The sequence below is a fragment of the Streptomyces sp. MMBL 11-1 genome (assembly GCF_028622875.1).
Classification (GTDB): domain Bacteria; phylum Actinomycetota; class Actinomycetes; order Streptomycetales; family Streptomycetaceae; genus Streptomyces.
This window is the reverse complement of sequence record NZ_CP117709.1, coordinates 323,753-348,287: the sequence shown is the minus strand read 5'-3', so window position 1 is coordinate 348,287 and position 24,535 is coordinate 323,753. Positions and strand designations below refer to the sequence as shown.

The 24,535-nt window shown below is 72.5% G+C and carries 24 protein-coding genes; 16 read left to right on the top strand and 8 right to left on the bottom strand.

From position 1 onward, the window contains the following. The first annotated feature begins 222 nt into the window (after positions 1-222). The 6 genes from PSQ21_RS01525 to PSQ21_RS01500 all read left to right on the top strand — a co-directional run bounded on the left by PSQ21_RS01525 (position 223) and on the right by PSQ21_RS01500 (position 6,826). Positions 223-633, top strand: a complete 411-nt coding sequence (locus tag PSQ21_RS01525) for a hypothetical protein (RefSeq protein ID WP_274028573.1) — start codon at positions 223-225, stop codon at positions 631-633. Continuing rightward, on the top strand, positions 633-2,132 hold the full coding sequence (locus PSQ21_RS01520; RefSeq protein WP_274028572.1) for a sensor histidine kinase: 1,500 nt from the start codon (positions 633-635) through the stop codon (positions 2,130-2,132). The genes PSQ21_RS01525 and PSQ21_RS01520 overlap by 1 nt, the downstream gene beginning before the upstream one ends. Next, positions 2,062-2,721: a response regulator transcription factor gene (locus PSQ21_RS01515; protein ID WP_274028571.1), complete on the top strand. Its 660-nt coding sequence runs from the start codon at positions 2,062-2,064 to the stop codon at positions 2,719-2,721. Before PSQ21_RS01520 ends, PSQ21_RS01515 begins: the two co-directional genes overlap by 71 nt. Before the next feature lie 394 nt (positions 2,722-3,115). Next, complete coding sequence (locus PSQ21_RS01510; RefSeq protein WP_274028570.1) at positions 3,116-3,718, top strand: carbonic anhydrase; 603 nt, start codon at positions 3,116-3,118, stop codon at positions 3,716-3,718. A gap of 81 nt (positions 3,719-3,799) precedes the next feature. After that, complete coding sequence (locus tag PSQ21_RS01505; protein WP_274028569.1) at positions 3,800-5,335, top strand: SulP family inorganic anion transporter; 1,536 nt, start codon at positions 3,800-3,802, stop codon at positions 5,333-5,335. Between the two features lie 141 nt (positions 5,336-5,476). Then, on the top strand, positions 5,477-6,826 hold the full coding sequence (locus PSQ21_RS01500) for a TerD family protein (RefSeq protein ID WP_274028568.1): 1,350 nt from the start codon (positions 5,477-5,479) through the stop codon (positions 6,824-6,826). Positions 6,827-6,866: 40 nt separating this feature from the next. On the opposite strand, the gene PSQ21_RS01495 is transcribed toward PSQ21_RS01500, so the two are convergent. Further along, a complete protein-coding gene (locus tag PSQ21_RS01495) occupies positions 6,867-8,048 on the bottom strand; it encodes a glycosyltransferase (protein WP_274028567.1) in 1,182 nt (393 codons plus the stop codon). A 58-nt stretch (positions 8,049-8,106) separates the two neighbouring features. On the opposite strand from PSQ21_RS01495, the gene PSQ21_RS01490 reads away from it, so the two are divergent. The 4 genes from PSQ21_RS01490 (at position 8,107) to PSQ21_RS01475 (ending at position 11,835) form a co-directional block, all read left to right on the top strand. Continuing rightward, positions 8,107-8,892, top strand: a complete 786-nt coding sequence (locus PSQ21_RS01490) for a glutamate racemase (protein WP_274028566.1) — start codon at positions 8,107-8,109, stop codon at positions 8,890-8,892. A gap of 98 nt (positions 8,893-8,990) precedes the next feature. After that, on the top strand, positions 8,991-9,554 hold the full coding sequence (locus PSQ21_RS01485) for a hypothetical protein (protein WP_274028565.1): 564 nt from the start codon (positions 8,991-8,993) through the stop codon (positions 9,552-9,554). A 163-nt stretch (positions 9,555-9,717) separates the two neighbouring features. After that, positions 9,718-11,310 carry an apolipoprotein N-acyltransferase gene (gene lnt / locus PSQ21_RS01480; RefSeq protein ID WP_274035604.1) on the top strand — a complete coding sequence of 531 codons (1,593 nt, stop codon included), beginning with the start codon at positions 9,718-9,720 and terminating at the stop codon, positions 11,308-11,310. A gap of 30 nt (positions 11,311-11,340) precedes the next feature. Then, complete coding sequence (locus tag PSQ21_RS01475) at positions 11,341-11,835, top strand: NUDIX hydrolase (protein WP_274028564.1); 495 nt, start codon at positions 11,341-11,343, stop codon at positions 11,833-11,835. On the opposite strand, the gene PSQ21_RS01470 is transcribed toward PSQ21_RS01475, so the two are convergent. Then, positions 11,828-13,888 (bottom strand): neutral/alkaline ceramidase, encoded by a 2,061-nt coding sequence (locus tag PSQ21_RS01470; protein WP_274028563.1) that lies wholly within the window; start codon positions 13,886-13,888, stop codon positions 11,828-11,830. The genes PSQ21_RS01475 and PSQ21_RS01470 overlap by 8 nt on opposite strands. A 255-nt stretch (positions 13,889-14,143) precedes the next feature. Between PSQ21_RS01470 and PSQ21_RS01465 the strand changes: the two genes are divergently transcribed. Then, complete coding sequence (locus PSQ21_RS01465; protein ID WP_274028562.1) at positions 14,144-14,929, top strand: SAM-dependent methyltransferase; 786 nt, start codon at positions 14,144-14,146, stop codon at positions 14,927-14,929. Positions 14,930-15,001: 72 nt separating this feature from the next. Here the strand turns inward: PSQ21_RS01465 and PSQ21_RS01460 are convergent, their stop codons facing one another. Continuing rightward, the gene (locus PSQ21_RS01460) at positions 15,002-15,685 is read right to left on the bottom strand and encodes an HSP18 transcriptional regulator (protein WP_274028561.1); all 684 of its coding nucleotides are present in this window, start codon (positions 15,683-15,685) and stop codon (positions 15,002-15,004) included. A 138-nt stretch (positions 15,686-15,823) separates the two neighbouring features. On the opposite strand from PSQ21_RS01460, the gene PSQ21_RS01455 reads away from it, so the two are divergent. The 3 genes from PSQ21_RS01455 to PSQ21_RS01445 all read left to right on the top strand — a co-directional run bounded on the left by PSQ21_RS01455 (position 15,824) and on the right by PSQ21_RS01445 (position 17,305). Continuing rightward, the gene (locus PSQ21_RS01455; protein WP_274028560.1) at positions 15,824-16,255 is read left to right on the top strand and encodes an Hsp20/alpha crystallin family protein; all 432 of its coding nucleotides are present in this window, start codon (positions 15,824-15,826) and stop codon (positions 16,253-16,255) included. A gap of 97 nt (positions 16,256-16,352) precedes the next feature. Next, the gene (locus PSQ21_RS01450; RefSeq protein WP_097870484.1) at positions 16,353-16,751 is read left to right on the top strand and encodes a DUF2267 domain-containing protein; all 399 of its coding nucleotides are present in this window, start codon (positions 16,353-16,355) and stop codon (positions 16,749-16,751) included. Between the two features lie 125 nt (positions 16,752-16,876). Next, on the top strand, positions 16,877-17,305 hold the full coding sequence (locus tag PSQ21_RS01445) for a DUF2267 domain-containing protein (protein WP_274028559.1): 429 nt from the start codon (positions 16,877-16,879) through the stop codon (positions 17,303-17,305). 91 nt (positions 17,306-17,396) lie between these two features. On the opposite strand, the gene PSQ21_RS01440 is transcribed toward PSQ21_RS01445, so the two are convergent. From PSQ21_RS01440 to PSQ21_RS01430, 3 genes are all read right to left on the bottom strand, one after another. Beyond that, positions 17,397-18,866: a SulP family inorganic anion transporter gene (locus PSQ21_RS01440; protein WP_274028558.1), complete on the bottom strand. Its 1,470-nt coding sequence runs from the start codon at positions 18,864-18,866 to the stop codon at positions 17,397-17,399. A 75-nt stretch (positions 18,867-18,941) separates the two neighbouring features. Beyond that, positions 18,942-19,538, bottom strand: a complete 597-nt coding sequence (locus tag PSQ21_RS01435; RefSeq protein WP_274028557.1) for a carbonic anhydrase — start codon at positions 19,536-19,538, stop codon at positions 18,942-18,944. A gap of 314 nt (positions 19,539-19,852) precedes the next feature. After that, complete coding sequence (locus PSQ21_RS01430; protein WP_274028556.1) at positions 19,853-20,548, bottom strand: class I SAM-dependent methyltransferase; 696 nt, start codon at positions 20,546-20,548, stop codon at positions 19,853-19,855. A 152-nt stretch (positions 20,549-20,700) separates the two neighbouring features. On the opposite strand from PSQ21_RS01430, the gene PSQ21_RS01425 reads away from it, so the two are divergent. Further along, positions 20,701-20,970 carry a hypothetical protein gene (locus PSQ21_RS01425; RefSeq protein WP_274028555.1) on the top strand — a complete coding sequence of 90 codons (270 nt, stop codon included), beginning with the start codon at positions 20,701-20,703 and terminating at the stop codon, positions 20,968-20,970. An 87-nt stretch (positions 20,971-21,057) separates the two neighbouring features. Here the strand turns inward: PSQ21_RS01425 and PSQ21_RS01420 are convergent, their stop codons facing one another. Further along, positions 21,058-22,956: an ABC transporter ATP-binding protein gene (locus PSQ21_RS01420; RefSeq protein WP_274028554.1), complete on the bottom strand. Its 1,899-nt coding sequence runs from the start codon at positions 22,954-22,956 to the stop codon at positions 21,058-21,060. Positions 22,957-23,149: 193 nt separating this feature from the next. Here PSQ21_RS01420 and PSQ21_RS01415 point away from each other — a divergent pair, with 193 nt between their 5' ends. Further along, positions 23,150-23,863, top strand: a complete 714-nt coding sequence (locus PSQ21_RS01415) for a ribonuclease H family protein (protein WP_274028553.1) — start codon at positions 23,150-23,152, stop codon at positions 23,861-23,863. A 176-nt stretch (positions 23,864-24,039) separates the two neighbouring features. Here PSQ21_RS01415 and PSQ21_RS01410 read toward each other — a convergent pair whose 3' ends face one another. Further along, positions 24,040-24,450, bottom strand: coding sequence for an ATP-binding protein (locus PSQ21_RS01410; protein ID WP_274028552.1), 411 nt, complete (start codon positions 24,448-24,450; stop codon positions 24,040-24,042). Positions 24,451-24,535: the final 85 nt, after the last annotated feature.

Sequence of the window (24,535 nt, the reverse complement as noted above, 5' to 3'; positions counted from 1 at the left end):
GAAGCGGGTGGCCCGGCCCGTTCGGGGGGTGTCGGTCCGGCACCCGACGCGGTGGCGGGCCCCGAAGATGAGAATGCTCTCCTCATGTCCGTTCCCGGGCCCCCGCGAAGGCAGACTGGTCCGATGCTGTGGCGTGGGTGGTCGGTATTGGCAGGATGTGGAGCAGGGGCACTGGTGCTATTGGTCGTATCGATGTGGCCCAGGCAGAATGTGCCGCCCTCCATGGGGCCCGTGGTCGTCGTGCCCTTCCTGCCCGGCCCCACGCCGTCGGCCACCGCCCCGTCCGTACCCGGCCGCCCCGCGGTGACACCGACACCGTCCCCCGCTTCGCCCAGCCCGTCAGGCACCTGCTTGGGCGGCCGGCCCGTGCAGCCCCCGCCGCCGCCCGAGTCCGACGACAGGAAAGCCGACGCCCCGGGCGTCCCGGGCGTCGGGGCCGGCGGAGTGTCACGGGTCACCGGTGACGACGAGAAGGCGTCGCGCGTTCCCAGGGGCGACGCGGGCCACGTGGGCCACGCGGACGACCTGGACGACGAAGAGGATGAGCTGGACGAAGAGGACGAGCCCGAGGAAGAAGACGGGGAAGCGTCACTCGACAGTCGGAGGGATGCGGGCGACGAGTGGGACGACTGATGCTCAGGCGCTCGACCAGCGCCCGGTCCCGGATCGTCGGCTGGATGCTCCTGCTTCTCAGTGCGGCCCTGGCCGTACCCACCTTCGGGATCACGATCGTCTGGCAGGAGGAGCTGGACCGGCAGGTCGACGCCCAACTGCTGTCCGACGCCGACAAGTTGCGCACGTTCGCCCGCACGTCGCGCGACCCGTACAGCGGTGAGCGTTTCTCCACGGGCGCCTCGCTGCTCACGGCGTTCATGGCGGTCCACCGGCCCGAGCACAACGCCGCCTTCTTCAGCGTCGTCAACGGACGGGCGGACCGCCGCAGCCCGGGCCCGGTCCCGGCCCGTCTGGACCGGGACCCGGAGGTCGTGGCCCTGATGGCACGGACGGCCGACACCCGCATCCGGTGGCTGGACACCCCGGCCGGCAAGGTCCGTTACGGTGTCGTCCCGGTACAGATGGCGGGCGACCACACCGACACCCGGCTCGTCCTGGTGGCCTTCCGGGACCGGGAACTGCGGCAGGAGCGCCACATGGCGCGGCTGCTGCTGGCCTCGGGAAGCTTCGCCCTGGTGGTGGCGGGACTGGCGAGCTGGCTGGTCGCGGGCCGGGTGCTGGCTCCGATCCGGCTGGTCAGGCAGACCGCCGAGCGGATCAGCGAGACGGACCTGACCCAGCGGCTGCCGGTGCGGGGCAACGACGACGTGGCGGAACTGGCCGAGACCTTCAACCACATGCTCGACCGCCTGTCGGGCGCCTTCACCGCGCAACGCCAGTTCCTGGACGAGGTGGCGCACGAACTGCGGACCCCCATCACGGTCCTGCGCGGACATCTGGAGCTGATGGACGAGGACCCCGACAGCCAGCGCGGCCAGACCCGGGCCCTGCTCTTCGACGAACTGGACCGGATGCGGCGGATCGTGGAGGACCTGCTGCTCCTGGCCCGGGCCGAGCGCCCCGACTTCCTCACCCTCGGCCAGACCAGTCTGACCGACCTGGTGGTCGACACGGCGGCCAAGGCCCAGGCGCTGGGGCGCAGGCGCTGGACGGTGGCCGAGGTCGCCGACGTCAGCGTGCACCTGGACGAACAGCGGGTCACCCAGGCGCTGATGCAGCTCGCGGCCAACGCGGTCAGCCACACCGGAGAAGGGGACGCCATCGAGATAGGGTCACGCCTGTGGCGCGGCCGGGCGCAGCTGTGGGTGTCGGACACCGGGCCCGGCGTGGCTCCGGAGGACCGCGAACGGATCTTCCAGTGCTTCTACCAGGGGGGCACCGCGGTCCCCGGCCGGGCCGCTCCCGGCATCGGGCTCGGCCTGGCGCTGGTCCGCGAGATCGCCCAGGCACACGACGGCGTCGCCCGCGTCGAGGAGGCCCCCGAGGGCGGCGCGAGATTCGTCATCGACCTTCCCGCACTGCACCCCACGACGGAAGGAACCTATGGTGAGCAGGATCTTGATAGCCGAGGACGAGGAAAGAATCGCCGCCTTCGTCGAAAAAGGCCTGCGCCGTAGCGGGTACGTCACCCGGGTCGTCGCCGACGGGGTCTCCGCCTACGAGCACGCCCGCGGCCGGGACTTCGACCTCCTGATCCTCGACCTCGGCCTGCCCGGCGACGACGGGCTGACGGTGCTGCGCAAGCTGCGGAAAGCGCGCATCACCCTGCCCGTCGTCATCCTCACCGCACGCGACAGCGTGAGCGACATCGTGGCCGGACTGGAGAGCGGCGCCGACGACTACATGGTCAAACCCTTCGCCTTCGACGAGTTACTGGCCCGGGTACGACTGCGTCTGCGCCGTGAGGAGCCGCCGGAGAACTTCCTGCTGCGGGTCGGCGATCTGATCCTCGACCTCCGCACCCGCCGGGCCCAGGTGGGCGAGCGGGTCTCCGACCTGTCCGCCCGGGAGTTCGCCCTCGCCGAGATCCTCATGCGCAACCCCGACCGGGTGCTGTCCCGGGAGCAACTGCTGAGCCAGGTATGGGGGTTCGACTACGACCCCGGGTCGAACATCGTCGACGTCTACATCCGCTATCTGCGGCGTAAGATCGGCGCCGACCGGGTCCAGACCGTGCGGGGAGTCGGCTACCGGCTCCGGGCCTGACCACCGGGGCGAGCGGCCCTCACCCGGCGGCGGACGCACACCGCCGTAACCGATGAGAGACGCACGTCCGCCGTAACCGATGAGAACAGTCTCACCCCTGTCTCACCGCCAGCTCATAGCCCTCCCCGAGACTCCTCCTTACGGGTCATCGGTGACGCGAGGCCCGTGAGCGGCGCAGACGGTCACAGCGGCCCCGCCCGAAAACAGGGCGCCGTCGTCACACCGGCAGCAGGTAACGAGGCGAACCCCCCGCCTGCCCCTGCGACGCGAACACCCGCACCTGATCCCCCGTGGTACCCGGCCACCCGTGTGCCACGAAGGCCCGGTTGTGGGCGGGGTGAGAGCCCGCCCAGCGTGACGAGCCACACGCCACTTCCGTATGGAGGACACTCCTGTGCGACGACTCATCGACCATGCCCGCACCTTCCGTTCCCGCTGTGGCGGAGAGGGCCGTGATCTCCAGAGCTTCGAGGACGGCCAGCGGCCCTCCACCATGTTCATCACCTGCTCCGACTCCCGTGTGGTCCCCACCCTGCTGACCGACTCCGGCCCGGGCGAACTGTTCGAGATGCGCACGGCCGGGAACATCGTCCCGCCCTATGATCCGGACGCGCCCACGAGCGAGATGGCGACGATCGAGTACGCCGTCAGCGTGCTGGAGGTGTCCGACATCATCCTCTGCGGGCACTCCCACTGCGGTGCCGTCGGAGCCCTGGCCCGGGGCGACGATCTGCGGACCCTGCCGGCGGTACGCGGCTGGCTCGGCAGATGCGCCCCGGCCGGCGGTCCTCCTCAGGATCCCGACGAATTCGGCCCCGACTGCGAAAAGCCGGTACAGCGCCATGTGGTGGCGCAGCTGGACGCGCTGCGCGACTACCCGTGCGTGAGCCGGGCCGTCCGCGAGGGCCGGCTCGGCCTGCACGCCTGGTACTACGAGGTCCACACCGGCGCCGTGCAGGCACACCGGCTCTCCACCGGAACCTTCTCCTCCCTGTGACAGCGACCCACCGGTGAGTACGCGGGCCGCTCCCGCCGCCACCTGCTGTCTCCCCCCACTCCTCTAGGAGCTGAAGTTCTCATGTCGTCTCCACAACTCCGGTTACGCCCGGACACCATGTCCCGCGACATCCTCGCCTCGATCGTGGTGTTCCTCGTCGCCGTCCCCCTCTGCGTCGGTATCGCGGTCGCCTCCGGCGTCCCCGCCGAACTGGGCCTGGTCACCGGCATCGTCGGCGGCCTGATCGCCGGCGCGATGCCGGGCAGCTCGCTCCAGGTCAGCGGCCCGGCCGCCGGGCTCACCGTCCTGGTGTACGAGGCCGTCACCACCCACGGCGTCGCGGCGCTCGGCGTCCTCGTCCTGTGCACGGGACTCCTCCAGGTCGGACTCGGCCTGATCGGCTTCGGCCGGTGGTTCCGCGCCATATCGACCGCCGTCGTCCACGGCATGCTCGCCGGGATCGGTCTCGTCCTGATCGGCAGCCAGCTCTACGCCATGGCCGGGGCCAGCGCCCCGGGGAACGGCCTGGACAACCTGGCCGGGCTGCCGGAACTGTTCACGCAGATCACAGGGGCCGCGGCGATCTCCTCCACCGCGATCGGCGTCGGCACCATCGTCGTACTGATCCTCTGGAAGCGGCTTCCCGGACGGCTGCCCCAGGTGCTCCCCGGGCCGCTGGTGGCCGTGGGACTGGCCACCGCCGCGGTGGCCCTGTTCAACCTGCCCGTCGCTCCCATCAAGGTCCAGGGACTGATCGACTCCCTGCGGCTGACGGGCCTGGACGACTTCGGCCTCCTGGCAGACGTCAGCCTCCTGGGCGTCATCCTCGCCTTCACGCTCATCGCCTCGGCCGAATCCCTCTTCAGCGCCGCCGCCGTGGACCGGATGCACGACGGCCCGCGCACGCAGTACAACAAGGAACTCATCGCCCAGGGAACGGGCAACACCATCTGCGGCCTCGTCGGCGCACTGCCCATGACCGCCGTCATCGTGCGCAGTGCGGCCAACGTGCAGGCAGGTGCGCGCACCAAGGCCTCCCGGATCATGCACGGGGTGTGGCTGCTGCTGTTCGCGGCCCTGTTCCCCGCCGTACTCGGGCTGATCCCCGTGGCCGCCCTCGCCGGGATCCTCGTCCACGCCGGCGCGAAGCTCATCCCCGTCGCCACCATCCGCCCGCTCTGGCGTGAACACCGGGGCGAGGCCGTGGTCCTGGTGGTGACCGCGCTGGCGATCGTCTTCACGGACATGTTCATGGGCGTGCTGCTCGGCATCGGGCTGGCCGTGATCAAGACGGCCTGGGAGACCTCCGCCGTCCGCCTCGACATCGACGAGCAGGACGACCGCACCACGGTCTCCCTCAGCGGCAGCGCCACCTTCCTGCGCCTGCCGCTGATCCTCGACACCCTGGAGGCCCTGCCGAAGGACCGGCCGGTGGAGCTCGACCTCTCACGGCTCCGCCACGTGGACCACGCCTGCCGCACCGCCCTGGAGGCGTGGAGCACACACAGCGGCACCGTCCATGGCCCGGACCCGGCGACGGAGGACACACCCCGCGAGGCCGCCCTGGCGGGCGCCGCTCCGGACGGTGAAGGACCTCCGCGCACCGGGGGCCGCTGAGGACTGTCCCGCGGCCCCTCCGGTCCGCCGGACACGCCCTCGTCCGCCACGGTCCCGGTGCCCGCAGGCGTTCCCGCCACATGCCGTTAGGTTGTGGGGGGAAAGCCTGCGGGCAGCCGGATGTGTGATGGGGGCGAGAGCATGACCATGCAAAAGGGAAGCAACGTCGCGGTGCCGGCCGGCACGGTGCGCGTCGAACTGGGCCGGCACGCCGCGGCGGGCGCCCCGGACGTCGACGCCTCCGCTCTCCTGCTGGTGGCGGGCAAGGTCCGCAGCGACGCGGACTTCGTCTTCTACAACCAGCCGGCCCACGCGTCCGGTGCGGTCAGGCACGAGGGCAAGCGGACCACTCCCGACCACGTCACCGACACCCTCGTCGTCGACTTCGGCAAGGTCGAGCCCGGGATCGAGCGCATCGTCGTCGCCGCCTCGGCGGACGGCGGGAGCTTCGGCCGGGTGAGCGGACTGTACGTGCGGGTCACCGACGCGGTGAGCGGGGCGGAGCTGGCCCGCTTCGACAGTACGGACGCCACGGTCGAGACCGCCTTCATCCTCGGCGAGCTGTACCTGCGACAGGGCGCCTGGAAGTTCCGCGCGGTCGGACAGGGCTACAGCACCGGCCTCGAAGGCCTGGCGACGGACTTCGGTATCTCCGTGGACGAACCGCAGCAGGCCCCGCCCGCCGCGTCCGCCCCGCAGCCACCAGCGACCCCGGTCACCCCGTCGCGACCCCGCCCCGCCGCCCAGGCTCCCGCACCCGCCGCCCCGGCTCCCGCACCGGCCGCCCCGCCCGCCGCCCCCGTTCCGCCGCCTGCCCCCGCCGCCCCCGTGGCCCCGCCCGCCGCGACGCCCGTACGGCTGACCAAGGTCACGCTGACGAAGAGCGCGCCGTCCGTCTCGCTCGCCAAACAGGGCGGCACCTCCGGCGCGCTGCGTGTCAACCTCAACTGGGAGACACGCAAGCAGTTCAAGAGCTGGGGAGCGAAGCTCGGCCGGGCCGTGGCCCTGCACGCCGACCTCGATCTCGACCTCTGCGCCCTGTACGAACTCGCCGACGGCCGGAAGGGAGTCGTGCAGTCGCTCGGGAACGCGTTCGGCTCCCTGGACAGGCCGCCCTTCATCCATCTCGACGGCGACGACCGCACCGGGGCGCTCTCCACCGGCGAGAACATGACCATCAACCTCGACCACAAGGACCTGCTGCGGCGCGTACTGATCTTCGTCACCATCTACGAAGGCGCCCGGAGCTTCGCCGACCTCCACGCCACGGTCACCCTCCAGCCGCAGAACGGCGCGGCCATCGACTTCTCCCTCGACGAATGCACCGTGCCCTCCACCGTCTGCGCCCTGGCCCTGATCACCAACAACGGCGGCGACCTCACCGTGCAGCGCGAGGCCCGCTACCTCGTCCCGGACCGGGGCGTGAGCCCGCAGCGCACCATCGACGCGGCCTACGGCTGGGGCATGAACTGGACGCCCGGCCGCAAGTGACCCGCCCCGCGGGACGCGCCCGCCCGCCCTCATCACGGCGTCACCGGTCGGGCGCGGCCTCCGGGCGCGCGTACGTGCGGCCCTTCCAGGCAGCGCCCCGCCCCCGGTAGTGCTGGACGGCCGAGTCCACCGTCATCAGCAGGTACAGCACCGCCGTCAGCGGCAGCAGCGGCCCCAGCCACAGCGACTGACGGTAGTACGCGAGCATCGGCAGATACGTCGCCGTCATCACCGCCCACGCCGCGCCGCCCGCCCAGGCCGCCGCCCCGTCACCCGCCAGCAGCCCCGCCGCCAGCGTCGCGGGCGGCGCCGCGTAGACGAGCAGCAGCCCCGGCACCGTCCCCGCCAGCAGCAGCGGACTGTGCCGCAGCTGGGCGTAGGCGCTCCGCGCGACCATCCGCCACAGGTCGGCCAGCCGCGGATACGGCCGCACGCTGTCCACCCGGTCCGCGAGCCCCAGCCAGATCCGGCCGCCGCTGCGCCGCACCTCACGCGCCAGCGACACGTCGTCGATCACCGCCTGCCGGATCGAGTCCGGGATCCGGGCCCGCTCGGCCGCGTCGGTGCGCAGGAGGACGCAGCCCCCCGCGGCCGCCGCCGTCCGTGACCGGGCCCGGTTCACCCGGCGGAACGGGTAGAGCTGCCCGAAGAAGTAGACGAACGCGGGCACCACAAGACGCTCCCAGACGCTCTCCACCCGCAGTCGCGCCATCTGCGACACCAGGTCGAAGCCGCCCTCGCCCCCGGAGCCGGCCGCGGCCACCAGTTCGCGCAGGCTGTCCGGCTCGTGTGCGATGTCCGCGTCGGTCAGCAACAGGAAATCCGGCTTGTCCCGCCGGGCCACGGCGATCCCGTGCCGCAGGGCCCAGAGCTTGCCCGTCCAGCCCCGCTCCGGCTCCCCGGGCGTCACCACGGTCAGCGGGAGCCCGCCGTACCGGGCGGCCAGCTCCCGGGCCAGCTGCCCGGTGCCGTCGCTGCTGCAGTCGTCGACGAGGACGATCCGGACGTCTCCCGGGTAGTCCTGGACCAGCAGTGACGGCAGGCTCACCGGCAGCATCTCCGCCTCGTCGCGGGCCGGCACCACCACCGCCACCGACGGCCAGCGCGCCGGGTCGGTGCGCCGGGGGAGCCGCTGGTCCGTCCGCCAGTAGAAGCCCTGCCCCAGCAGCAGCCACACCCACGCGATCAGGGAACCCACGGCGATCCAGGCAACGGCGCTCATCCGCCGCAGTCTGCCCCACTGAGCCCGGTCCGCAAGGGCTGTCGGCTAGGGTGACCGGGTGAAGATCGCGCTCATGGACTCCGGAATCGGCCTGCTGGCGGCAGCGGCCGCGGTACGCCGCCTGCGGCCCGACGCCGAACTCGTCCTCTCCTCGGACCCCGGTTCCATGCCCTGGGGGCCCCGCACCCCCGAGGACATCACCGCGCTCGCCCTGGACGTCGCCCGCGCCGCCGCCGCCCACCGGCCGGACGCGCTGATCGTCGCCTGCAACACCGCCTCCGTCCACGCCCTGCCGGCGCTCCGCGCCGAGCTGGAGCCCGCGCTGCCCGTCATCGGCACGGTCCCCGCGATCAAGCCGGCCGCGGCGGGCGGCGGCTCCGTCGCCATCTGGGCCACCCCGGCCACCACCGGCAGCCCCTACCAGCGCGGGCTGATCGCGGACTTCGGCGGGCCCGCCGACGTCACCGAGGTCCCGTGCCCCGGGCTCGCCGACGCGTTGGAGCACGGTGACGAGGCCGGGATCGACCGGGCCGTCGCGGCTGCCGCCGCCCTCACCCCGGCCGACGTGCGGGCCGTCGTCCTCGGCTGCACCCACTACGAGCTGGTCGCGGCCCGGATCCGCGAGGCCGTGCAGCGGCCCGGCCGCCCGCCGCTCGCCCTGCACGGGTCCGCCGGAGCGGTCGCCGCCCAGGCGCTGCGCCGGATCGGAGCGGGCTCCGCCCCGGTGGCCGGGCCCTCCGGCAGGCTCACCGTGCTCCGGGCCGGCCGCCCCGCCGCCCTCCCGGAGGCCGCCCTGACCTACGCCGAGGGCCGGATGCTGGCCGCCGCGGTACCCGTCCGCTGACCCGGCCCGCCGGGAGCGCCCGGGGGATCAGGGCCGGGTAGCCCGATCGGCCCCCGTGGCCCCGGCCGGGAGCCCGGAACGCGGCTACGCTGCTGCCTATGACGGACCACCCCGAGCGTACGAGGCACGGGTCGAGCCGGCCGCCGCCCACGGAGTGGAACGGCCGCGCCACCAACCGGCTCCAGTGGCTGCTGGCCCTCGCGGGCGCGGGCTGCGTGGCCCTCGGCATCGAGCTGGCCGTCGACGGCGCGTGGACCTCGGGCATCGCCCCGCTGCTCATGTCGGTGATCGGCTGCCTCGCCGCCGGACTGCTGATCCTCTTCGGAACACTCGCCTTCGTCCATGTGACCGTCAAGGTCGACGGGGACAGCCTGGAGGTGCGCTGCGGCCACGCCGGCCTGCCGCGCCGCCGGATCCTGCTCAGCCATGTGACGGGCGCGGAGTTCGTCCCCCATATCCATCCGCGCCAGTGGGGCGGCTGGGGCTACCGCTGGCGTCCCGAGCAGGGCACCGCCGTCGTGGTCCGCAAGGGCGAGGGCATGGCCCTGCGCCTCGGCGACGGCCGCGTCTTCACCATCACGGTCGACGACGCGGAGACGGCCGTACGGTTCATCCGGCAACGCCTGCGGCTGCCGGCCTCCGGCAAACGGCCCGGCGACTGACCGGGCCACCGGCCCGGGCAGCGTCGGCCACGGGCCACCGTCCCGGCGACCGGCCGCGCTGCCGTCGGCGAGCCACCCCGAAGCCGCCGCCGTCCCCGCCCCACGCAGGTCAACGCCGCCGCTCCCCGCCGCCCACCGTAGACTCCGCCGGGTGAGCGCCACCATGACTCCCGTCGACGACCCGCCGCCCGCCACAGCCTCCCCGGCCGCCGGACCGCTGCCGCGGCTCCTCCGCCCGGCCGCCGCCGTGCTGTCCGGACTGCTGCTCTACGCGAGCTTCCCGCCCCGGCCCCTGTGGTGGCTCGTGCTGCCCGGATTCGCGCTGCTGGGATGGGTGCTGCACGGGCGCAGGCTCCGGGCCGCCCTCGGCCTGGGCCTCCTGTCCGGCCTCGGCTTCATGCTCCCGCTGCTGCACTGGACCGGCGAGGACGTCGGACCGGTGCCATGGCTGGCCCTGGCCGCCGCGGAAGCGCTCTTCATCGCGGTGGGGTGCCTCGGGATCGCCGCCGTGACCCGGCTCGCGTACTGGCCCGTGTGGGCGGCCGCGGTCTGGACGCTGGACGAGGCGGTCCGTGCCCGGATCCCGTTCGGCGGCTTCCCCTGGGGCAAGATCGCCTTCGGCCAGTCCGAGAGCCTCTTCCTGCCGCTCGCCGCGCTCGGCGGCACCCCGCTGCTCTCCTTCGCCGTCGTGCTGTGCGGCTTCGGGCTCTACGAGGCCGTGCGCCGGTTCGTCGCGTACCGCAGGACCGGAAAGGTTCCGCGCGCGGCCGTCGTCGGCGCCGCCGTGAGCGTCCTCGTGCCGGTCGCCGGGGCGCTCGCCGCGCTGCCCCTGGTCGACGGATCGGCGGAGAACGGCACGGCCACCGTCGCCGCGATCCAGGGCAACGTGCCGCGCCTGGGCCTGGACTTCAACGCCCAGCGCCGCGCGGTCCTCGACAACCACGCCCGGCGCACCGAGCAGCTGGCCGAGGACGTGAAGGCCGGCAAGGAGAAGCAGCCCGACTTCGTGCTGTGGCCGGAGAACTCCTCCGACCTCGACCCCTACCTCAACGCGGACGCCCGCCAGGTCATCGACGACGCCGTCAAGGCGATCGGCGCCCCCACGGTCGTCGGCTCGGTGGTCGAGAAGGGCTCCGAGAGCCTCCGCAACACCCTGATCGAGTGGGACCCCGACCAGGGTCCCGTCGACACCTACGACAAGCGGCACATCCAGCCGTTCGGCGAGTACATGCCGATGCGCACCGTCGCCCGCTTCTTCAGCGAGGACGTCGACCGGGTGCAGCGCGAGTTCGTCCCCGGCACCGAGGTCGGAGTCTTCGACCTCGCGGGGACGCGGGTGGGGCTCGTGACCTGTTACGAGGCCGCCTTCGACGACGCCGTACGCGACACCGTCAAGCACGGCGGCCAGATGATCGCCGTGCCGAGCAACAACGCGACGTTCGGCCGCAGCGAGATGACCTACCAGCAGCTGGCCATGTCGCAGGTGCGGGCCGTCGAGCACGGCCGGGCCGTCGTCGTCCCCGTCACCAGCGGGGTCAGCGCGGTGATCCGCCCGGACGGCACGATCGTCGAGAAGAGCGGGATGTTCACCCCCGACGCACTCGTGGACGAGGTCCCACTGCGCTCCTCGCTCACCCCCGCCACCCGGATGGGCCCGCTGCCCGAGGGCGTCATCGCGCTGCTGGCCCTGGCGGGCCTGGGCTGGGTGAGCGTCTCGGCGTTCCGCGCACGCCGGAGCGGGGCCACCGCGCGGTAGCACCTGACCCGGCCACGTAGGCTCGGATGCATGGCTACCCCCGACTTCATCCGTGACATCCGCGCCACCGCCGGGCACCAGTTGCTCCTGCTGCCCGGGGTGACGGCCGTCGTCCTCGACGACGAGGGCCGCGTGCTGCTCGGGCGGCGCGCGGACACCGGGAAGTGGTCGGTCATCGGCGGGATCTCCGAACCGGGGGAGGAGCCGGCGGCGACGGCGGAGCGCGAGGTGCTGGAGGAGACCGGCGTGCACTGCGTGGCCGAGCGGGTGGTGCTCACGCAGGCGCTGAAGCCCGTGCAGTACGCCAACGGCGACATCTGTCAGTACCTCGACGTCACCTTCCGCTGCCGGGCGACCGGCGGCGAGGCGCGGGTCAACGACGACGAGTCGCTGGAGGTGGGCTGGTTCCCGCTGGACGGGCTCCCGCCGCTCGGCGAGTTCGCCCTGTTCCGGATCAAGCAGTCCCTCACCGAGGGCCCCGCCTGGTTCCAGCCCACCCCGCGCACCCCCGTAGCCCTCAGTTGACCGTGAAGGACCCCGTCGCCCCGGTGAACGGCGTGATCCTCCCGAGCAGGCTCTTGGCGTCCCCGTGGTGCACGATCCGGTAGGTGCCGGGTGCGGTGTCCGCCGCGATGTCCCAGGTGATGGTGGCCTTCGAAGTGCCGGTCAGACCGTTCAGCCGCGTCCAGCGGTAGGCGGTCTCCCAGTCGCCGTCGTCCAGCACCCGCCGCCAGGTGCCGTTCTCCAGCCGCTGCACCTCCAGGAAGGTGGAGCCCCGGCGGACGTCGTTCTTCGGATGTCCGGTGGCGAACTCGACGGTCGCGGTGGTGCCCCGCGCGTACGAGGTCTCCGGGGCCTTCAGGACGCCGCCGAACGCCTTGCCGGCGGGCGGGTTGTCGTACACGACCCCCGTCTGGAAGGTGAACTGCCGGCCCGACTCGTCCGGAGGCGTCGCGCCCTGCTCCAGCGGGGTGCCCTCGCGGAGGGAATCAGCGATCCGGGCGTACTCCTGCTGGTAGGCGGGCAAGGTGTAGCGGCCGTACAGCGTGGAGCCGCCCTCGTAGTTCTGGGTGTCGTACTCCTCCGGCGTCGTGACGTACTGGCTGTAGGCGTTGGCGTACCCCTGGAGCAGGACGCGGTCCAGCGGGACGCCCAGCCGCTCGGCCACCGTACGGCGTACGCGGAGGCCGGAGGTGATCGTGAACTCGCCCGGGGCGGCCACCAGGTGCAGCTCGCCGATCTTCATGATCTGGAGCGGGAGGCGTTTCGGGGTGACCGGGTGGACGTTGCTCAGCAGCCCCGTGGGGATCAGGCTCGCCTTGGGGTACTGGCAGGTCGCGAGCCAGGACGGGGTGTCGACGCGCAACGCGTCGATGATGCCCGCGACCGGGGTGCGCGTGCCTTCCTCGAAGCCGGGGATCGCGGGACCGTCCTCGACGCTGCCCGCGAGCGTGGACGCGCCCACGACGGCGGGGCAGGTGCGGTGCTCCTCGCCGTCCGGGGTGTACTCGGGGCGTACGGTCACGTTCTCCATGTCGACGTAGGCGAGCCGGGAATCGACTCCTCCGGAGACGGGCCGTGTGTCGTCGTAGATCTCGCGGGCCTTGTCGAGCTGGCGCTCGCCGATGACGCGCGTGTTCTCGAACTCGTCCTCGGTGGGCCCGGACCCCGGCTTCAGGTTGAGGTTCGGAGACATGTCGCCGGCGTTGGTGTTGGGGAAGGCCGCGACGAACCCGGGGGCGTCGTCGAGGTACCGCACGCCCTCGTGGTCGTGCTCCCAGGCGTAGGCGGCGTAGCCCTTGTTGTCGGGGCTGATGAGCGTGTTCTTGTTGGTGATCGAGGTGTTGTGGGTGGCGAACCAGCTGATCGCGCCCGCTTCCCTGTCGCCCTGCTGGAAGCGCAGCACGGTCATCGCCGGGTCGATCGCGTCGGGGAAGGCCGCCCGGTCGGCGGCGGGATTGCGGTCGAACGCCTCCCGGGAGCGGTTGACGCTGGCGTTGGTGAGGGCTCCCGTGCCCAGGCTCATCGTGCCGGGTTTCAGGTCCTCGTGGGCCTTGGTGACGGAGTCCGTGATGCCGTCGACGACGGCCCGGTAGGTCTCCTTCTGGAAGCCGAGGACGGACAGGTTGTAGGCGACGTGGTGGGAGTATCCACCGGGCCCCGAGTGGGTGTGGGTGGCCGAGAGGAGGACGTTCTCCTCGCCGTACAGGCTGCCGTAACGCTCCTTCAACCGGGCCATGACGCCCTGCCGGACCGACTGGAAGATCATCGCGAGGTCGGCGTTGACGTACACCACGCGCTTGCCGCTCGCCCGGTCGACGACGACGAAGGCGCGCGACCTCTGCCGCTGGTGGATGCCCGAGGTCTTCTGGTCGAAGCTGGAGTAGCCCATCATCCCGGTCTCGGCGGCCTCGCCCGTGACATCGGCGATGCCGCGCCCGACGAGGTAGTCCCCTTCGGCGGCGGTGTTCGACGCCGATGCGGGGGAGGGGGCTCCGAGGGCGACCGCTCCGAGGGTGGCGGCGAGCAGGGCGCCGGGAAGCCTGCGCCAGGAGCGGCGGGCGGCGGGGGGTGGCATGGGACCTCCTGGGGCGGGAGACAGGGGTTGCCCGGGCCGGGTCGGCGGCTCGCCGAGGTGGAGGGGCCCGGGCAGTGCCCCGACCGTAGAGGAGTGTGACCTGCGTCGCATAGACGGCTACCGGCCAGTAAAGCGGTGCGTCGGTGACCCACCCCCGCTGCGTGCCGCCGGGCGGCGGGGTACGGTCACCTCCAGGGCCCCGGCCAGCGGGAATGCGGTCAACGGCCTTGTACGGACAGTGAGTAGAGGAGAGACATGAGCGTCGACAACGACGATTTCCGCCGCCGGATCCGGTCCGACATTCCCCACTCCGCGCGCGTCTGGAACGCATGGCTGGGCGGCAAGGACCACTACCCGGTGGACCGGGAGCTGGCCGACGTGGTGAGCGCGGCCTACCCGCAGATGGTCGACATCGCCCGTGCCTCGCGCGCCTTCCAGATCCGCGCGATCCACCACCTGGCCTCGGCCGGGGTGCGCCAGTTCCTGGACGTCGGGACCGGGCTTCCGGTGGCGAACAGCACGCACGAGGTGGCGCAGAGCATCGCGCCCGAGTCGCGGATCGTCTACGTGGACAACGACCCGATCGTCCTGGCCCACGCCGAGGCGCTCCTGACCAGCGCTCCGGAGGGCCGCACGGCCTACGTGGACGCCGATCTGTCCGATGTGGACGCGGTCGTGGACGAGGCGGCCAAGACGCTCGACCTGTCCGAACCCGTCGCCGTTCTCCTGCTCTCGACCCTGGGGCACCTCGTTCCGGCCGAGGGCGTCGAGGTCGTCCAGCGGTACCTGTCCCGGATGCCGTCGGGGAGCTACCTGGTGCTCTGCGACACGGTGACGACGCCTCAGACGCTGGCCGCCCAGGAGGCGTACGCGTCGGGGGACAACCCGCCCTACCTCGTCCGGAAGCCGGAGGAGATCACCGACTGCGCCAAGGGCCTGGAGCTGGTCGAGCCGGGATTCGTCTCGATCGACCGCTGGAGGCCCGAGGAGGACGACGCGGTGCCGGTCGACCAGTGGGGGCTCGTCGCCCGCAAGCCGTAGCCGTACGGCGGGGCGGGGAGCCGCACATGCACCCCTGTGGGTCCGGGAGGCCAGGACCCGCAGGGGTGTCGTTCATTCGCTCCGTCGTTTGACGGCCGTGTCCTCGCGCAGCCGGCTGGTGTGCCGGGCGAGTGAACCCACCCGGTCCGCCAACTTCCGGTGCTCCGGCGTGAGATGGGGGCCGAGCGCGGTCAGCGGGCCGACCAGGGCGGCGGCGTCGTCCGCGCCGAGAGCCTGTCGCAGCCGGTCCAGGGAAGGGTCGGCCGAGGCGGGGAGGTCGGCCAGCGCGGTGATCTGGCCGGCGAGGGACCGGAGGTCGGCCGCGTTCTGCCGTGCCCAAGCCGTGATCGAGCGGTCGCCGGCGCGGCGGTCCCGGGTCGCCCGGACCCGTTGCTCCCCGGTGCTGCCCTCCGTGCCGGGGCGCAGGCGCAGGTAACGTCGCTCGGCCGCCTGACGGCTGGCCACGCCCAGCGGGTCTGCCAGGTCGGCCCAGCTCGCGCCGGCCGCGCGGGCCGTCTCGATCAGCCCCGTCTCCCAGCCCGCGAGCCGCTCCCGCACCTCGCGCAACAGCTGGAGCGAGGCCAGGGCCTGGGCCCGATCGGTAGTCGGTGCGGGGCCGGAGTCGGTGTCCGCGGTGCCGGCGTGGGCGCCGCGGAGCGCCTCGTCGATGTCCTTGAGGGCCGCTGCCGCCGCGAGGAGGGACACGGCGTCCGGGGCGGGGTGCGGGAACGGCTCGGGCCTGTCTCGTGGGGACACGGGAGCTCCCTCGCTCTCTCGGAGATTGGTCATCCTTTCGGCGACACGGCCAGTTGTCATCGAATGGATGACATGCTACAACGGTCTCAGGTGAAAAGCACGGGCCCGTCCGCCCGATCGACTGGAGGTGTTTCCGTCATGCTGATGCGTACCGACCCCTTCCGTGAACTCGACCGGATCACCGAGCAGCTCCTGCGCCCCGGCACCTGGTCGCGGCCCTCGGCGATGCCGATGGACGCGTACCGCGACGGCGACGAGTACGTGGTGGCGTTCGATCTCCCCGGCGTCCCGCCGGACGCGATCGACATCGACGTCGAGCGGAACATGCTGACCGTCAAGGCCGAGCGCCGCCCCGCCGCCAACGCCGACCATGTGCAGATGGAGCTCTCCGAGCGCCCGCTGGGCGTCTTCTCCCGGCAGATTGTGCTCGCCGACGCGCTCGACACCGAACAGATCGACGCCGATTACGAGGCAGGGGTGCTGACGCTGCGCATCCCGATCGCCGAACGCGCCAAGCCCCGCAAGATCGCCATCGGCGGGGAGTCCCGGCGCAAGCAGATCAAGGGCTGACCCCGGTCGGCCCACGACAGCGGCGAGGGCCGGGACGGATTCCCCTTCCTTTCCCCGCTCCCGGCCCCGCCCGGCACGACCCGAGGGGGTAGCTGAGGTGACCCTGCGATGGGAGGCGTTCCTGGACCGGATCCGGGAGCGCGGCGAGTACGGGACGCGGACGGAGGCCGAACGCGCCGCGCGCGTCGTCCTGGCCCTCCTCGGCGCTCATCTGGTCGGCGGAGAACGGGCCGAACTGGCCGCCCGGCTGCCGGAGACGATGGCCCTGATTCTGCTCAACCCGCTTCAGGCTGCCGAACCGCTCTCGCCGGAGCGCTTCGTGCGTGCCACCGCGGCCTGGATCGAGGGAGCCGGCGAACAGACCGCCCGCTGGGACGTCGGCGCTGTTCTGAGCGTCGCCGCGGAGGCGGCGGGCGAGGAACTCACCCGGCGCATCCTGCTTCAACTGCCGCCCGGGTATGACGTGCTCTTCGGCGGGCATCCGAAGAACGCGTGAGCGTGATCCACCCCGCTGCCCGCCCCTTCCGCGCCGCCGTGACGGTGAGCGGCCGGAGTGGGCAGCGCCCCGATGCGAACAGCACTGAGATGCGAACAGCACTGACGAGAAAGGCTGCCGCCACGATGATCCATGAGCCTTCCAGCGCCGCCGCACCGACGGTCGACCGGCTGCTGGAGAAGATCCGTTACGAGGGCGCGTACCCGACGCGCGAACGGGCCGAGGCGAGCCTCCGCGCCGTGCTGGGCGCCCTCGGTCGGCAGGTCACCGGCGACGAGCGCGTCGCGCTCGCCGCGGCGCTGCCCAGGGAGGCCGCCCTGGTGTTCACCTCCGAAGTGCCCGCTGTGAAGCAGCTCTCCGGTGCGGCCTTCGTCCGTGACCTCGCCGAGCACACCGGCGGCACCCCGGCGACCGCCCGGTGGGACGCCGGCGTCGTCCTGAGCCAGATCGCCGTTCTGCTGGGCGATGATCTCGTCACCCGGGTCGTCAGCAGCCTGCCGCCCGGCTACGCGCTCCTCTTCGGCCGCGCCGAACTCCTCGCCCAGGCCGCCTGATCCCAAAACTTCGCGGCGGCCCCCGTCCGGGGCCGCCGCGAAGTCGTGGGGCGGCGGGGCCGTACGGCTGCCCGGACCCCGCCCCCCCGGGCTACCGGCGGATCGTCACCGGCTCGATCTCCGCGTTGTTGTGCCGGCGCGCCCAGTTCTCCAGGGCGACCCGGCAGGCGTGGTCGAGGTGGCGCAGACCGGTCAGGTCCAGCTCTATGGGCTGGTTCTGCGGGAGCTTCTCCAACTGCTCCAGGATGCGGGGCAGCCGCAGGAAGGTGGCGTTCCCGGTGAGGGTCACCACGACCCGGCCGCCGGTGAGCCGGCGGGTGGTGAGCTGGACGTGCGAGGTCTCCCAGGCCGACTTGACCACCGCCAGCAGCAGGCCGAACACGACCCCCTCGAACAGGTTGGTCACCACGATGGCGATCGCGGTGACCGCCAGCAGCAGGGCCTCCCCGCGGTGTTCGCGCCACAGCGGACCGAACTCCCTGGCGGGCACCAGCTTGCACCCGGCGTGGACGAGGATTCCGGCCAGCGCGGCCAGCGGGATGATTCCGACGACGGCGGGCAGCAGCGCGGCCAGGAGCAGCAGCCACAGGCCGTGGGCGATCCGGGAGAGCGCGGTGGTCGCCCCGGCCTGGACGTTGGTAGTGCTGCGGACGATGACCGCTGCCATCGGGAGCGCGCCGAGCGCCCCGCAGAGGGTGTTGCCGACGCCTTGGGCCACCAGCTCCTTGTCGTAGTGGGTGCGTGGGCCGTCCTGCATCCGGTCGACGGCCGCCGCGCTGAACAGGCTCTCGGCCGAGGCGATGAGTGCGATGGCCAGGACGGTGCCGATGATCGTCACATCGGCGAGCCGCGCGAACTCCGCCCCGCCGGGCGGGGCGATGGCCTGCAGCAGCCCGTTCACATCGGCCACCGCCGGCCGCAGCCCGGCCAGGGAGGCGATGGCGGTGGCCAGGACGACCGCGACGAGGGGCGCCGGGACGCGGCGTACGGCGGCCGGGAGCTTCGGCCACAGCAGTAGCACGGCGACCGTTCCGGCGCCGAGGCCGAAGGCGGTCAGGGCCTCGTGGTTCGTGACGATCTCAACGGCGAGACCTGGCAGTCCGGCCAGCGTGGCGAGATTGCTGCCCGGCTGTTCGGTGTCGGCCATGGCGTACACCTGGCCGAAGACGATGATCAGGCCGATGCCGCCGAGCATGCCCTGCACCACGGAGACGGAGATGGCGCGGAACCAGCGGCCGAAGCGCGCCAGACCGAGCACCACCTGGAGCAGTCCGGCGGCCAGCACGATCGGGCCGAGCGTGCTGAGGCCGAATTCCGTGATCGCCTCGTAGACGAGCACGGTGAGGCCTGCGGTCGGACCGCTGACCTGGAGTCTGCTGCCCGGCAGGAAGCCGACGACCAGCCCGCCGACGATGCCGGTGACCAGCCCCAGCTCCGCCGGTACTCCGGAGGCGACGGCGACGCCGACGCACATCGGCAGCGCGACCAGGAAGACGACGAGTGACGCCAGCAGGTCACGCCGTACGACGTGGGGGTTCTTGAGTTCCTTCGCGGAAATCACGGTGGGTTTCCCTTGTGGGTACGGTCGCGCCCGGCCCGGGGGCCGGGCGCGCGAGCGTGGGGGGAGGGAAAACCGTCAAAGGCGGGCGAACTCGGTCCCGCGTTCCGGTCGGTGAACGCTGACGGAGCCGGTGTGCACTTCGTAGTACCAGGCGTGCAGGCCGAGGGTTCCCTCGGCGAGCCGCTCGCGCACCGCGGGGTAGCCCCGCAGGGTGTTGAGCTGGGCGAGGGCGTGGGCCTGGATCGCCAGGGGGAGGTCGCCGGGGTCCGCCGCCGGGTCCCGGCCGTCCGTGGAGTGCTCCAGCCAGTGACGTACGGCGGGCATGGCGGAGAGGTCGTCACCGCGGAACACGGCGCCCACGGCGCCGCAGTGGGAGTGCCCGCACACGATGATGTCGCGCACCTGGAGCGCGCGCAGCGCGTACTCGATGGTCGCGGCCTCGCCCGTGGGGCGGTCCTCCGCCGGATAGGACGGAACGATGTTGCCCGCGGTGCGGAGTTCGAAGAGCTGACCCGGGCGGGCGCCGGTGATCAGTGAGGGGACGACACGTGAATCCGAGCACGTGACGAAGAGTGCTTCGGGGGTCTGGCCGTCCGCGAGATGTTCGAATTGCTTTGCGTTCGCGGCGACGTGCTCGGTGAATGTCCGGGCGTGTTCTACGAGGGACTGCATGGTGGCCTGCCTCCTGCATCCGGCGGTGCCGGGAGCGGTGTGGTCGGGTCATATTGACGAATGTGCTGTGTGAAACCGGATGAATGTTCGGAATGGTGAAGGTGCCTCACCTCGCCGTATGCCGGAAGGCAGGCGCCGGGAAGCCCATTCGATCGCTCCTCGCGGATGCGACTGGAGCTGAGCATATAGACAAGAACTTTGCTATCGCATTACCTTCTCGTGAAGGAACACAAATGCGCCACCCATGTCATTCATTCGGCTTGTTCTTTGTGATAGCCAATGGGTGGGGAGGGTCGCGTGGAAAGGCCGCGCCGTCAGCTGCGGCGGCCGTGCAGGAAAAGCTGCGGCTCGGGTGCGCCGGCCGGGTGGTCCGGGATGAACAGCGCGCTGTGCTCCCACTCCACGGTGACCCCCGCCCGAGCGAACAGGGCGGCGAACTCCTCGGCGCCGAAGCTGGAGACCCGGACCGGCTGCCCCATGAACACCGCGTCGACGCCCGCGGCGTCCACCGGCACCGTCGCGGCGACCAGCAGTCCGCCCGGCCGCAGCGACCGCGCGAGCCGCTCCAGCAGCTCGCGCTGCTCCTCGCGCTCCATCTGCAGCAGCGAGAAGTACACGCAGACCGCGTCGAACGCGCCCTCCGGCAGGGGGAGATCACGGACGTCCGCACACCGGAACTCCGCCTCCGGCACCTGCCGGGCAGCGAGCGCCGTCATCACCGGCGACACGTCGACGCCCAGCACCCGGTGCCCCGCGTCCGCCAGGGTTCGTGCCGTGGGCCGGCCCGTCCCGCTGCCCACGTCCAGGACCCGGCTCCCCGGGGCCAGGTCCGCCAGCAGCCTCTCCAGCGACTCGCGGTGGGCGGCCGAAGCGGCGAAGGCCCGTTCGTACTCCGCTCCCAGCGCGTCGAACACCGCCGCGGCCGGACTCCCGCCGCCGGCGTCCGCGCCCGGAAGCTCCTGGCTGTCACGGGGCTCCCCGCTGTCGCCGGGTCCCTGGCTGTCACCCATCGAGGCGCTCCCTCCGTGGTCCGGCGGCCCGGCCGGGATCCGTGTACCCGGCCGCTGTGAGCGTCCCCCCGCGGGCGGCTGAGTATGCCCGTCCCGCGCCCCTGAGTACGTTCCCCGATGTCCGGGCGTCCGGGCCGCTGTTCGATGACCGCATGACCTCCGAAGCGCCGCGCCGCCTTTGCGTCCAGCACGTCACCACCGCCGGCTCCGCCCTGGCCGTCACGCTGCTCCCGCTGGTGGTCGGCGTGCTGCTGGCCAAGACCATGGCGGCGGACCCGATGACGTCGGTGAACGCGCTCGTCACCAACGGCGGGCACCGGCCGCGGGTGTCGCCCAAGGAGTGGCGCCGGTGCGGAGGCCACGCCCTGCGACGGCTGCGGACCGCCGAGCGGGCGTCCCTCGCCCGGGTCGGCATGCGCTGACGCCGTCCGGCCGGTGAGGTCCGGCCGGACGGCGTGGGGGCGTGCGGCCGGTGAGGTCCGGCCGGACGGGGTGGGGCGTGCGCCGGGTCAGCGGGCCGCCTGGACCGGCCTCTCCCCGTCCGATGCCGGCCGCTCGAACTGGGTGCGGTACAGCTCCTCGTACCGCCCGCCGGCGGCCAGCAGCTCGGTGTGCGTGCCGTTCTCGACGATCCGGCCCGCCTCCACCACCAGGATCCGGTCGGCCGCCCGTACGGTCGAGAGCCGGTGGGCGATCACCAGTGCGGTCCGGCCCGTCAGCGCTTCGGTCAGCGCCTCCTGGACGGCGGCCTCCGAGGTGGAGTCGAGGTGCGCGGTCGCCTCGTCGAGGATCACGACCCGCTGGCGGGCCAGCAGCAGACGGGCGATGGTGAGGCGCTGGCGCTCCCCGCCGGAGAGCCGGTAGCCGCGCTCGCCCACCACCGTGTCGAGCCCGTCCGGCAGCGAGGCGATCAGACCGTCGAGCCGGGAGCGGCGCAGGGCGTCCCAGACCTCGTCCTCGGAGGCGTCGGGCCGGGCGAGCAGCAGGTTGGCCCGCACCGACTCGTGGAAGAGGTGCCCGTCCTGGGTGACCATGCCGAGCGTGTCCCGGATCGAGTCCGCGCTCAGATCGCGTACGTCGACACCGTTCAGCCGTACGGCGCCGGAGTCCGTGTCGTACAGCCGGGGCAGCAGCTGCGCGATGGTCGACTTGCCCGCGCCGGAGGAGCCCACCAGGGCGATCATCTGGCCGGGTTCGGCGCGGAAGGAGACCTCGTGCAGGACCGGTGTACCGCCCCGCTCGTCGAGCGTGGCGACCTCCTCCAGCGAGGCGAGGGAGACCTTCTCGGCGGAGGGGTAGCCGAAGGACACCTTGTCGAACTCCACGGAGACCGGGCCCTCCGGCACCCGGGTGGCGTCCGGCTTCTGTTCGATCAGCGGCTTGAGGTCCAGGATCTCGAAGACCCGCTCGAAGCTGACGAGCGCGCTCATCACCTCGACCCGGGCCCCGGCCAGCGCGGTGAGCGGCGCGTACAGCCGGGTCAGCAGCAGCGCCAACGCCACGACGGCCCCCGGCTCCAGGCTGCCGCGCAGGGCGTAGTAGCCGCCGAGCCCGTAGACCAGGGCCAGTGCCAGGGCGGAGACCAGGGTGAGGGCGGTGATGAACGCCGACTGGGCCATCGCCGTACGGACGCCGATGTCACGTACCCGGTCGGCGCGGGCGGCGAACTCGGCCGACTCGTCGGAGGGGCGCCCGAAGAGTTTGACCAGCGTCGCGCCGGGGGCGGAGAACCGCTCGGTCATCTGGGTGCCCATCGCGGCGTTGTGGTCGGCCGCCTCCCGCTGGAGCCCCGCCATCCGGGCCCCCATCCGGCGGGCCGGCACGACGAACACCGGCAGCAGCACCAGGGAGAGCAGCGTGATCTGCCAGGAGATCGTGAGCATCACGGCGAGCGTCAGCAGCAGCGTGACGACGTTGGAGACGACGCCGGAGAGCGTATTGCTGAAGGCCCGCTGCGCGCCGATCACATCGTTGTTGAGGCGGCTGACCAGGGCGCCGGTCCGGGTCCGGGTGAAGAAGGCCACCGGCATCTTCTGCACATGGTCGAAGACGGCGGTGCGCAGGTCCAGGATCAGGCCTTCGCCCAGGGTCGATGACAGCCAGCGGGTGAGGAGGCCGAGACCGGCCTCGACGACGGCGATGAGCGCGATGAGCAGGGCGATCCGGGTGACCGTCCCGGTGTCCGCGCCGTTCACGATCGCGTCGACGACCTTGCCGGCCAGCAGGGGGGTGGCCACCGCGAGCAGCGCGGTCAGGACGCTCAGCAGCAGGAAACGGTAGATCCGCCGCCGGTGGGGCCGGGCAAAGGCCATGATGCGGCGCAACGCCTTCCGGGAGAAGGGCCGGCGATCCTGCTGGGCGTTCATCGCACTGTGCAGCGAATGCCACGCCGTGACTTCCATGTCCATGGGACGCTCCGAGGTCTGACGGCCCCCGGTTCCCCCGACGGCCTGCGGATCCCGTGGGCCGTGCGGCCCCGGGTTCACTCGGAGGCTATGACCTCAGGTTTGGTTGAGGTCAACGGCGGCGGTGGGGGGGCGTCGGGCCCGACCGGCCGCGCGGCCGGTCGGGCCGGTCATGCGGGGCTGGCATGATCAAGGGATGAACGAGTGCATCATCGCCGCGTGTGACGGGGCGTCGAAGGGAAATCCGGGTCCGGCCGCCTGGGCGTGGGTCGTCGCCGACGCGCAGGGGAGCCCCGTGCGCTGGGAGGCCGGCCCGCTCGGCACCGCGACGAACAACGTCGCCGAGCTGACGGCGCTGGCGGAGCTGCTGGAGTCCACCGGTCCGGCGGCGCGCGTCGAGGTGCGGATGGACTCGCAGTACGCCATGAACGCCGTGACCAAGTGGCTGCCGGGCTGGAAGCGCAACGGCTGGAAGACCTCCGGCGGCAAGCCCGTCGCCAACCGTGAGCTGGTCACCCGCATCGACGCCCTGCTGGCCGACCGCTCGGTGACGTTCCGCTACGTCCCCGCACACCAGGTGAACGGGGACCCGCTCAACGCGATCGCCGACCAGGCCGCCAGCGAGGCGGCCGTGGCCCAGTGCCCGGCCGGTACGGCGCACGGCGCCACGGCTCTGCCGGTCCCCGCGCCCGCGCGGTCCACGAAGGGGCGATCGGAGGCGTCCGGGGCGTCGGGCGGCGCGAAGGGGCGGAGCGCCGCGGGCGCTTCGCGGGGCGGACGGTCCACCGGCACGATCGCGGCGCGCTTCGCGGGCCGGTGCCACTGCGGAAAGCCGTACGCGGCCAAGGAGCCGATCGCGAAGAACCCGAACGGCTGGGGCCACCCGGAGTGCCGTACCGCTCCCGCCTGAGCACGCGAGGGCCGAGGGAGGAGTAGGAGACGCCCGGACGGGCGGTCCCATCGGTCGCGGAGGTCCGCGGAGGTCCGCGGAGGTCCGCGGAGGTTCGTGGAGGTCCGCGGAGGTTCGTGGAGGTTCGTGGAGACGTCGTCGCGGAGATGTCGCGAGACGGGGTGTCGTGGGGAGGCTCAGACGTCGGCCCAGACGAGGCGGCCCGCCAGTGCGGCGCGCGTGCCCCAGCGGGCCGCCAGCGCGTCGACGAGCAGGAGGCCCCTGCCGTCCTCCGCCAGGCGGTCGAGTGCGTCGTCGTCCTCGTGGCCGCCCATCGCCGGTACCCCGCCGACGGGAAGGCCCGCCGAGTCACCCGGGGTGGCCGGTGCCGGGATCCGGGCCCGGCCGCGATTCCATACGCAGATGCGCACGCCGTCCGCGGAGCGCAGGAGCCGGCAGCGGATCCGCCGGGTGCTGGTGTGCTGCACGGCGTTGGTGACCAGTTCGGTCACGATCAGAGCCGCCGCCTCGACCCGGTCGGCCGGTTCGCCCCAGGCCCGCATGGCCTCCTGGACCCGATGGCGGGCCTCCGGAGCACCCCCGGGCAATCGGGGAACCCACCAGCTGTGTGCACCTCGGACACCTCCGTCATCGGGGGCGCGTTCCGCGCAACTGACTATTTCCGACATGTAT

Excerpts from the sequence above, each read along its gene's own strand:
- PSQ21_RS01525 (WP_274028573.1), top strand. The coding sequence starts at position 223 with ATGGGGCCCGTGGTCGTCGTGCCCTTCCTGCCCGGCCCCACGCCGTCG.
- PSQ21_RS01520 (WP_274028572.1), top strand. The coding sequence starts at position 633 with ATGCTCAGGCGCTCGACCAGCGCCCGGTCCCGGATCGTCGGCTGGATG.
- PSQ21_RS01505 (WP_274028569.1), top strand. The coding sequence starts at position 3,800 with ATGTCGTCTCCACAACTCCGGTTACGCCCGGACACCATGTCCCGCGAC.
- PSQ21_RS01500 (WP_274028568.1), top strand. The coding sequence starts at position 5,477 with ATGACCATGCAAAAGGGAAGCAACGTCGCGGTGCCGGCCGGCACGGTG.
- PSQ21_RS01495 (WP_274028567.1), bottom strand. The coding sequence starts at position 8,048 with ATGAGCGCCGTTGCCTGGATCGCCGTGGGTTCCCTGATCGCGTGGGTG.
- PSQ21_RS01485 (WP_274028565.1), top strand. The coding sequence starts at position 8,991 with ATGACGGACCACCCCGAGCGTACGAGGCACGGGTCGAGCCGGCCGCCG.
- lnt (WP_274035604.1), top strand. The coding sequence starts at position 9,718 with ATGACTCCCGTCGACGACCCGCCGCCCGCCACAGCCTCCCCGGCCGCC.
- PSQ21_RS01475 (WP_274028564.1), top strand. The coding sequence starts at position 11,341 with ATGGCTACCCCCGACTTCATCCGTGACATCCGCGCCACCGCCGGGCAC.
- PSQ21_RS01470 (WP_274028563.1), bottom strand. The coding sequence starts at position 13,888 with ATGCCACCCCCCGCCGCCCGCCGCTCCTGGCGCAGGCTTCCCGGCGCC.
- PSQ21_RS01465 (WP_274028562.1), top strand. The coding sequence starts at position 14,144 with ATGAGCGTCGACAACGACGATTTCCGCCGCCGGATCCGGTCCGACATT.
- PSQ21_RS01455 (WP_274028560.1), top strand. The coding sequence starts at position 15,824 with ATGCTGATGCGTACCGACCCCTTCCGTGAACTCGACCGGATCACCGAG.
- PSQ21_RS01445 (WP_274028559.1), top strand. The coding sequence starts at position 16,877 with ATGATCCATGAGCCTTCCAGCGCCGCCGCACCGACGGTCGACCGGCTG.
- PSQ21_RS01435 (WP_274028557.1), bottom strand. The coding sequence starts at position 19,538 with ATGCAGTCCCTCGTAGAACACGCCCGGACATTCACCGAGCACGTCGCC.
- PSQ21_RS01430 (WP_274028556.1), bottom strand. The coding sequence starts at position 20,548 with ATGGGTGACAGCCAGGGACCCGGCGACAGCGGGGAGCCCCGTGACAGC.
- PSQ21_RS01425 (WP_274028555.1), top strand. The coding sequence starts at position 20,701 with ATGACCTCCGAAGCGCCGCGCCGCCTTTGCGTCCAGCACGTCACCACC.
- PSQ21_RS01420 (WP_274028554.1), bottom strand. The coding sequence starts at position 22,956 with ATGGACATGGAAGTCACGGCGTGGCATTCGCTGCACAGTGCGATGAAC.
- PSQ21_RS01415 (WP_274028553.1), top strand. The coding sequence starts at position 23,150 with ATGAACGAGTGCATCATCGCCGCGTGTGACGGGGCGTCGAAGGGAAAT.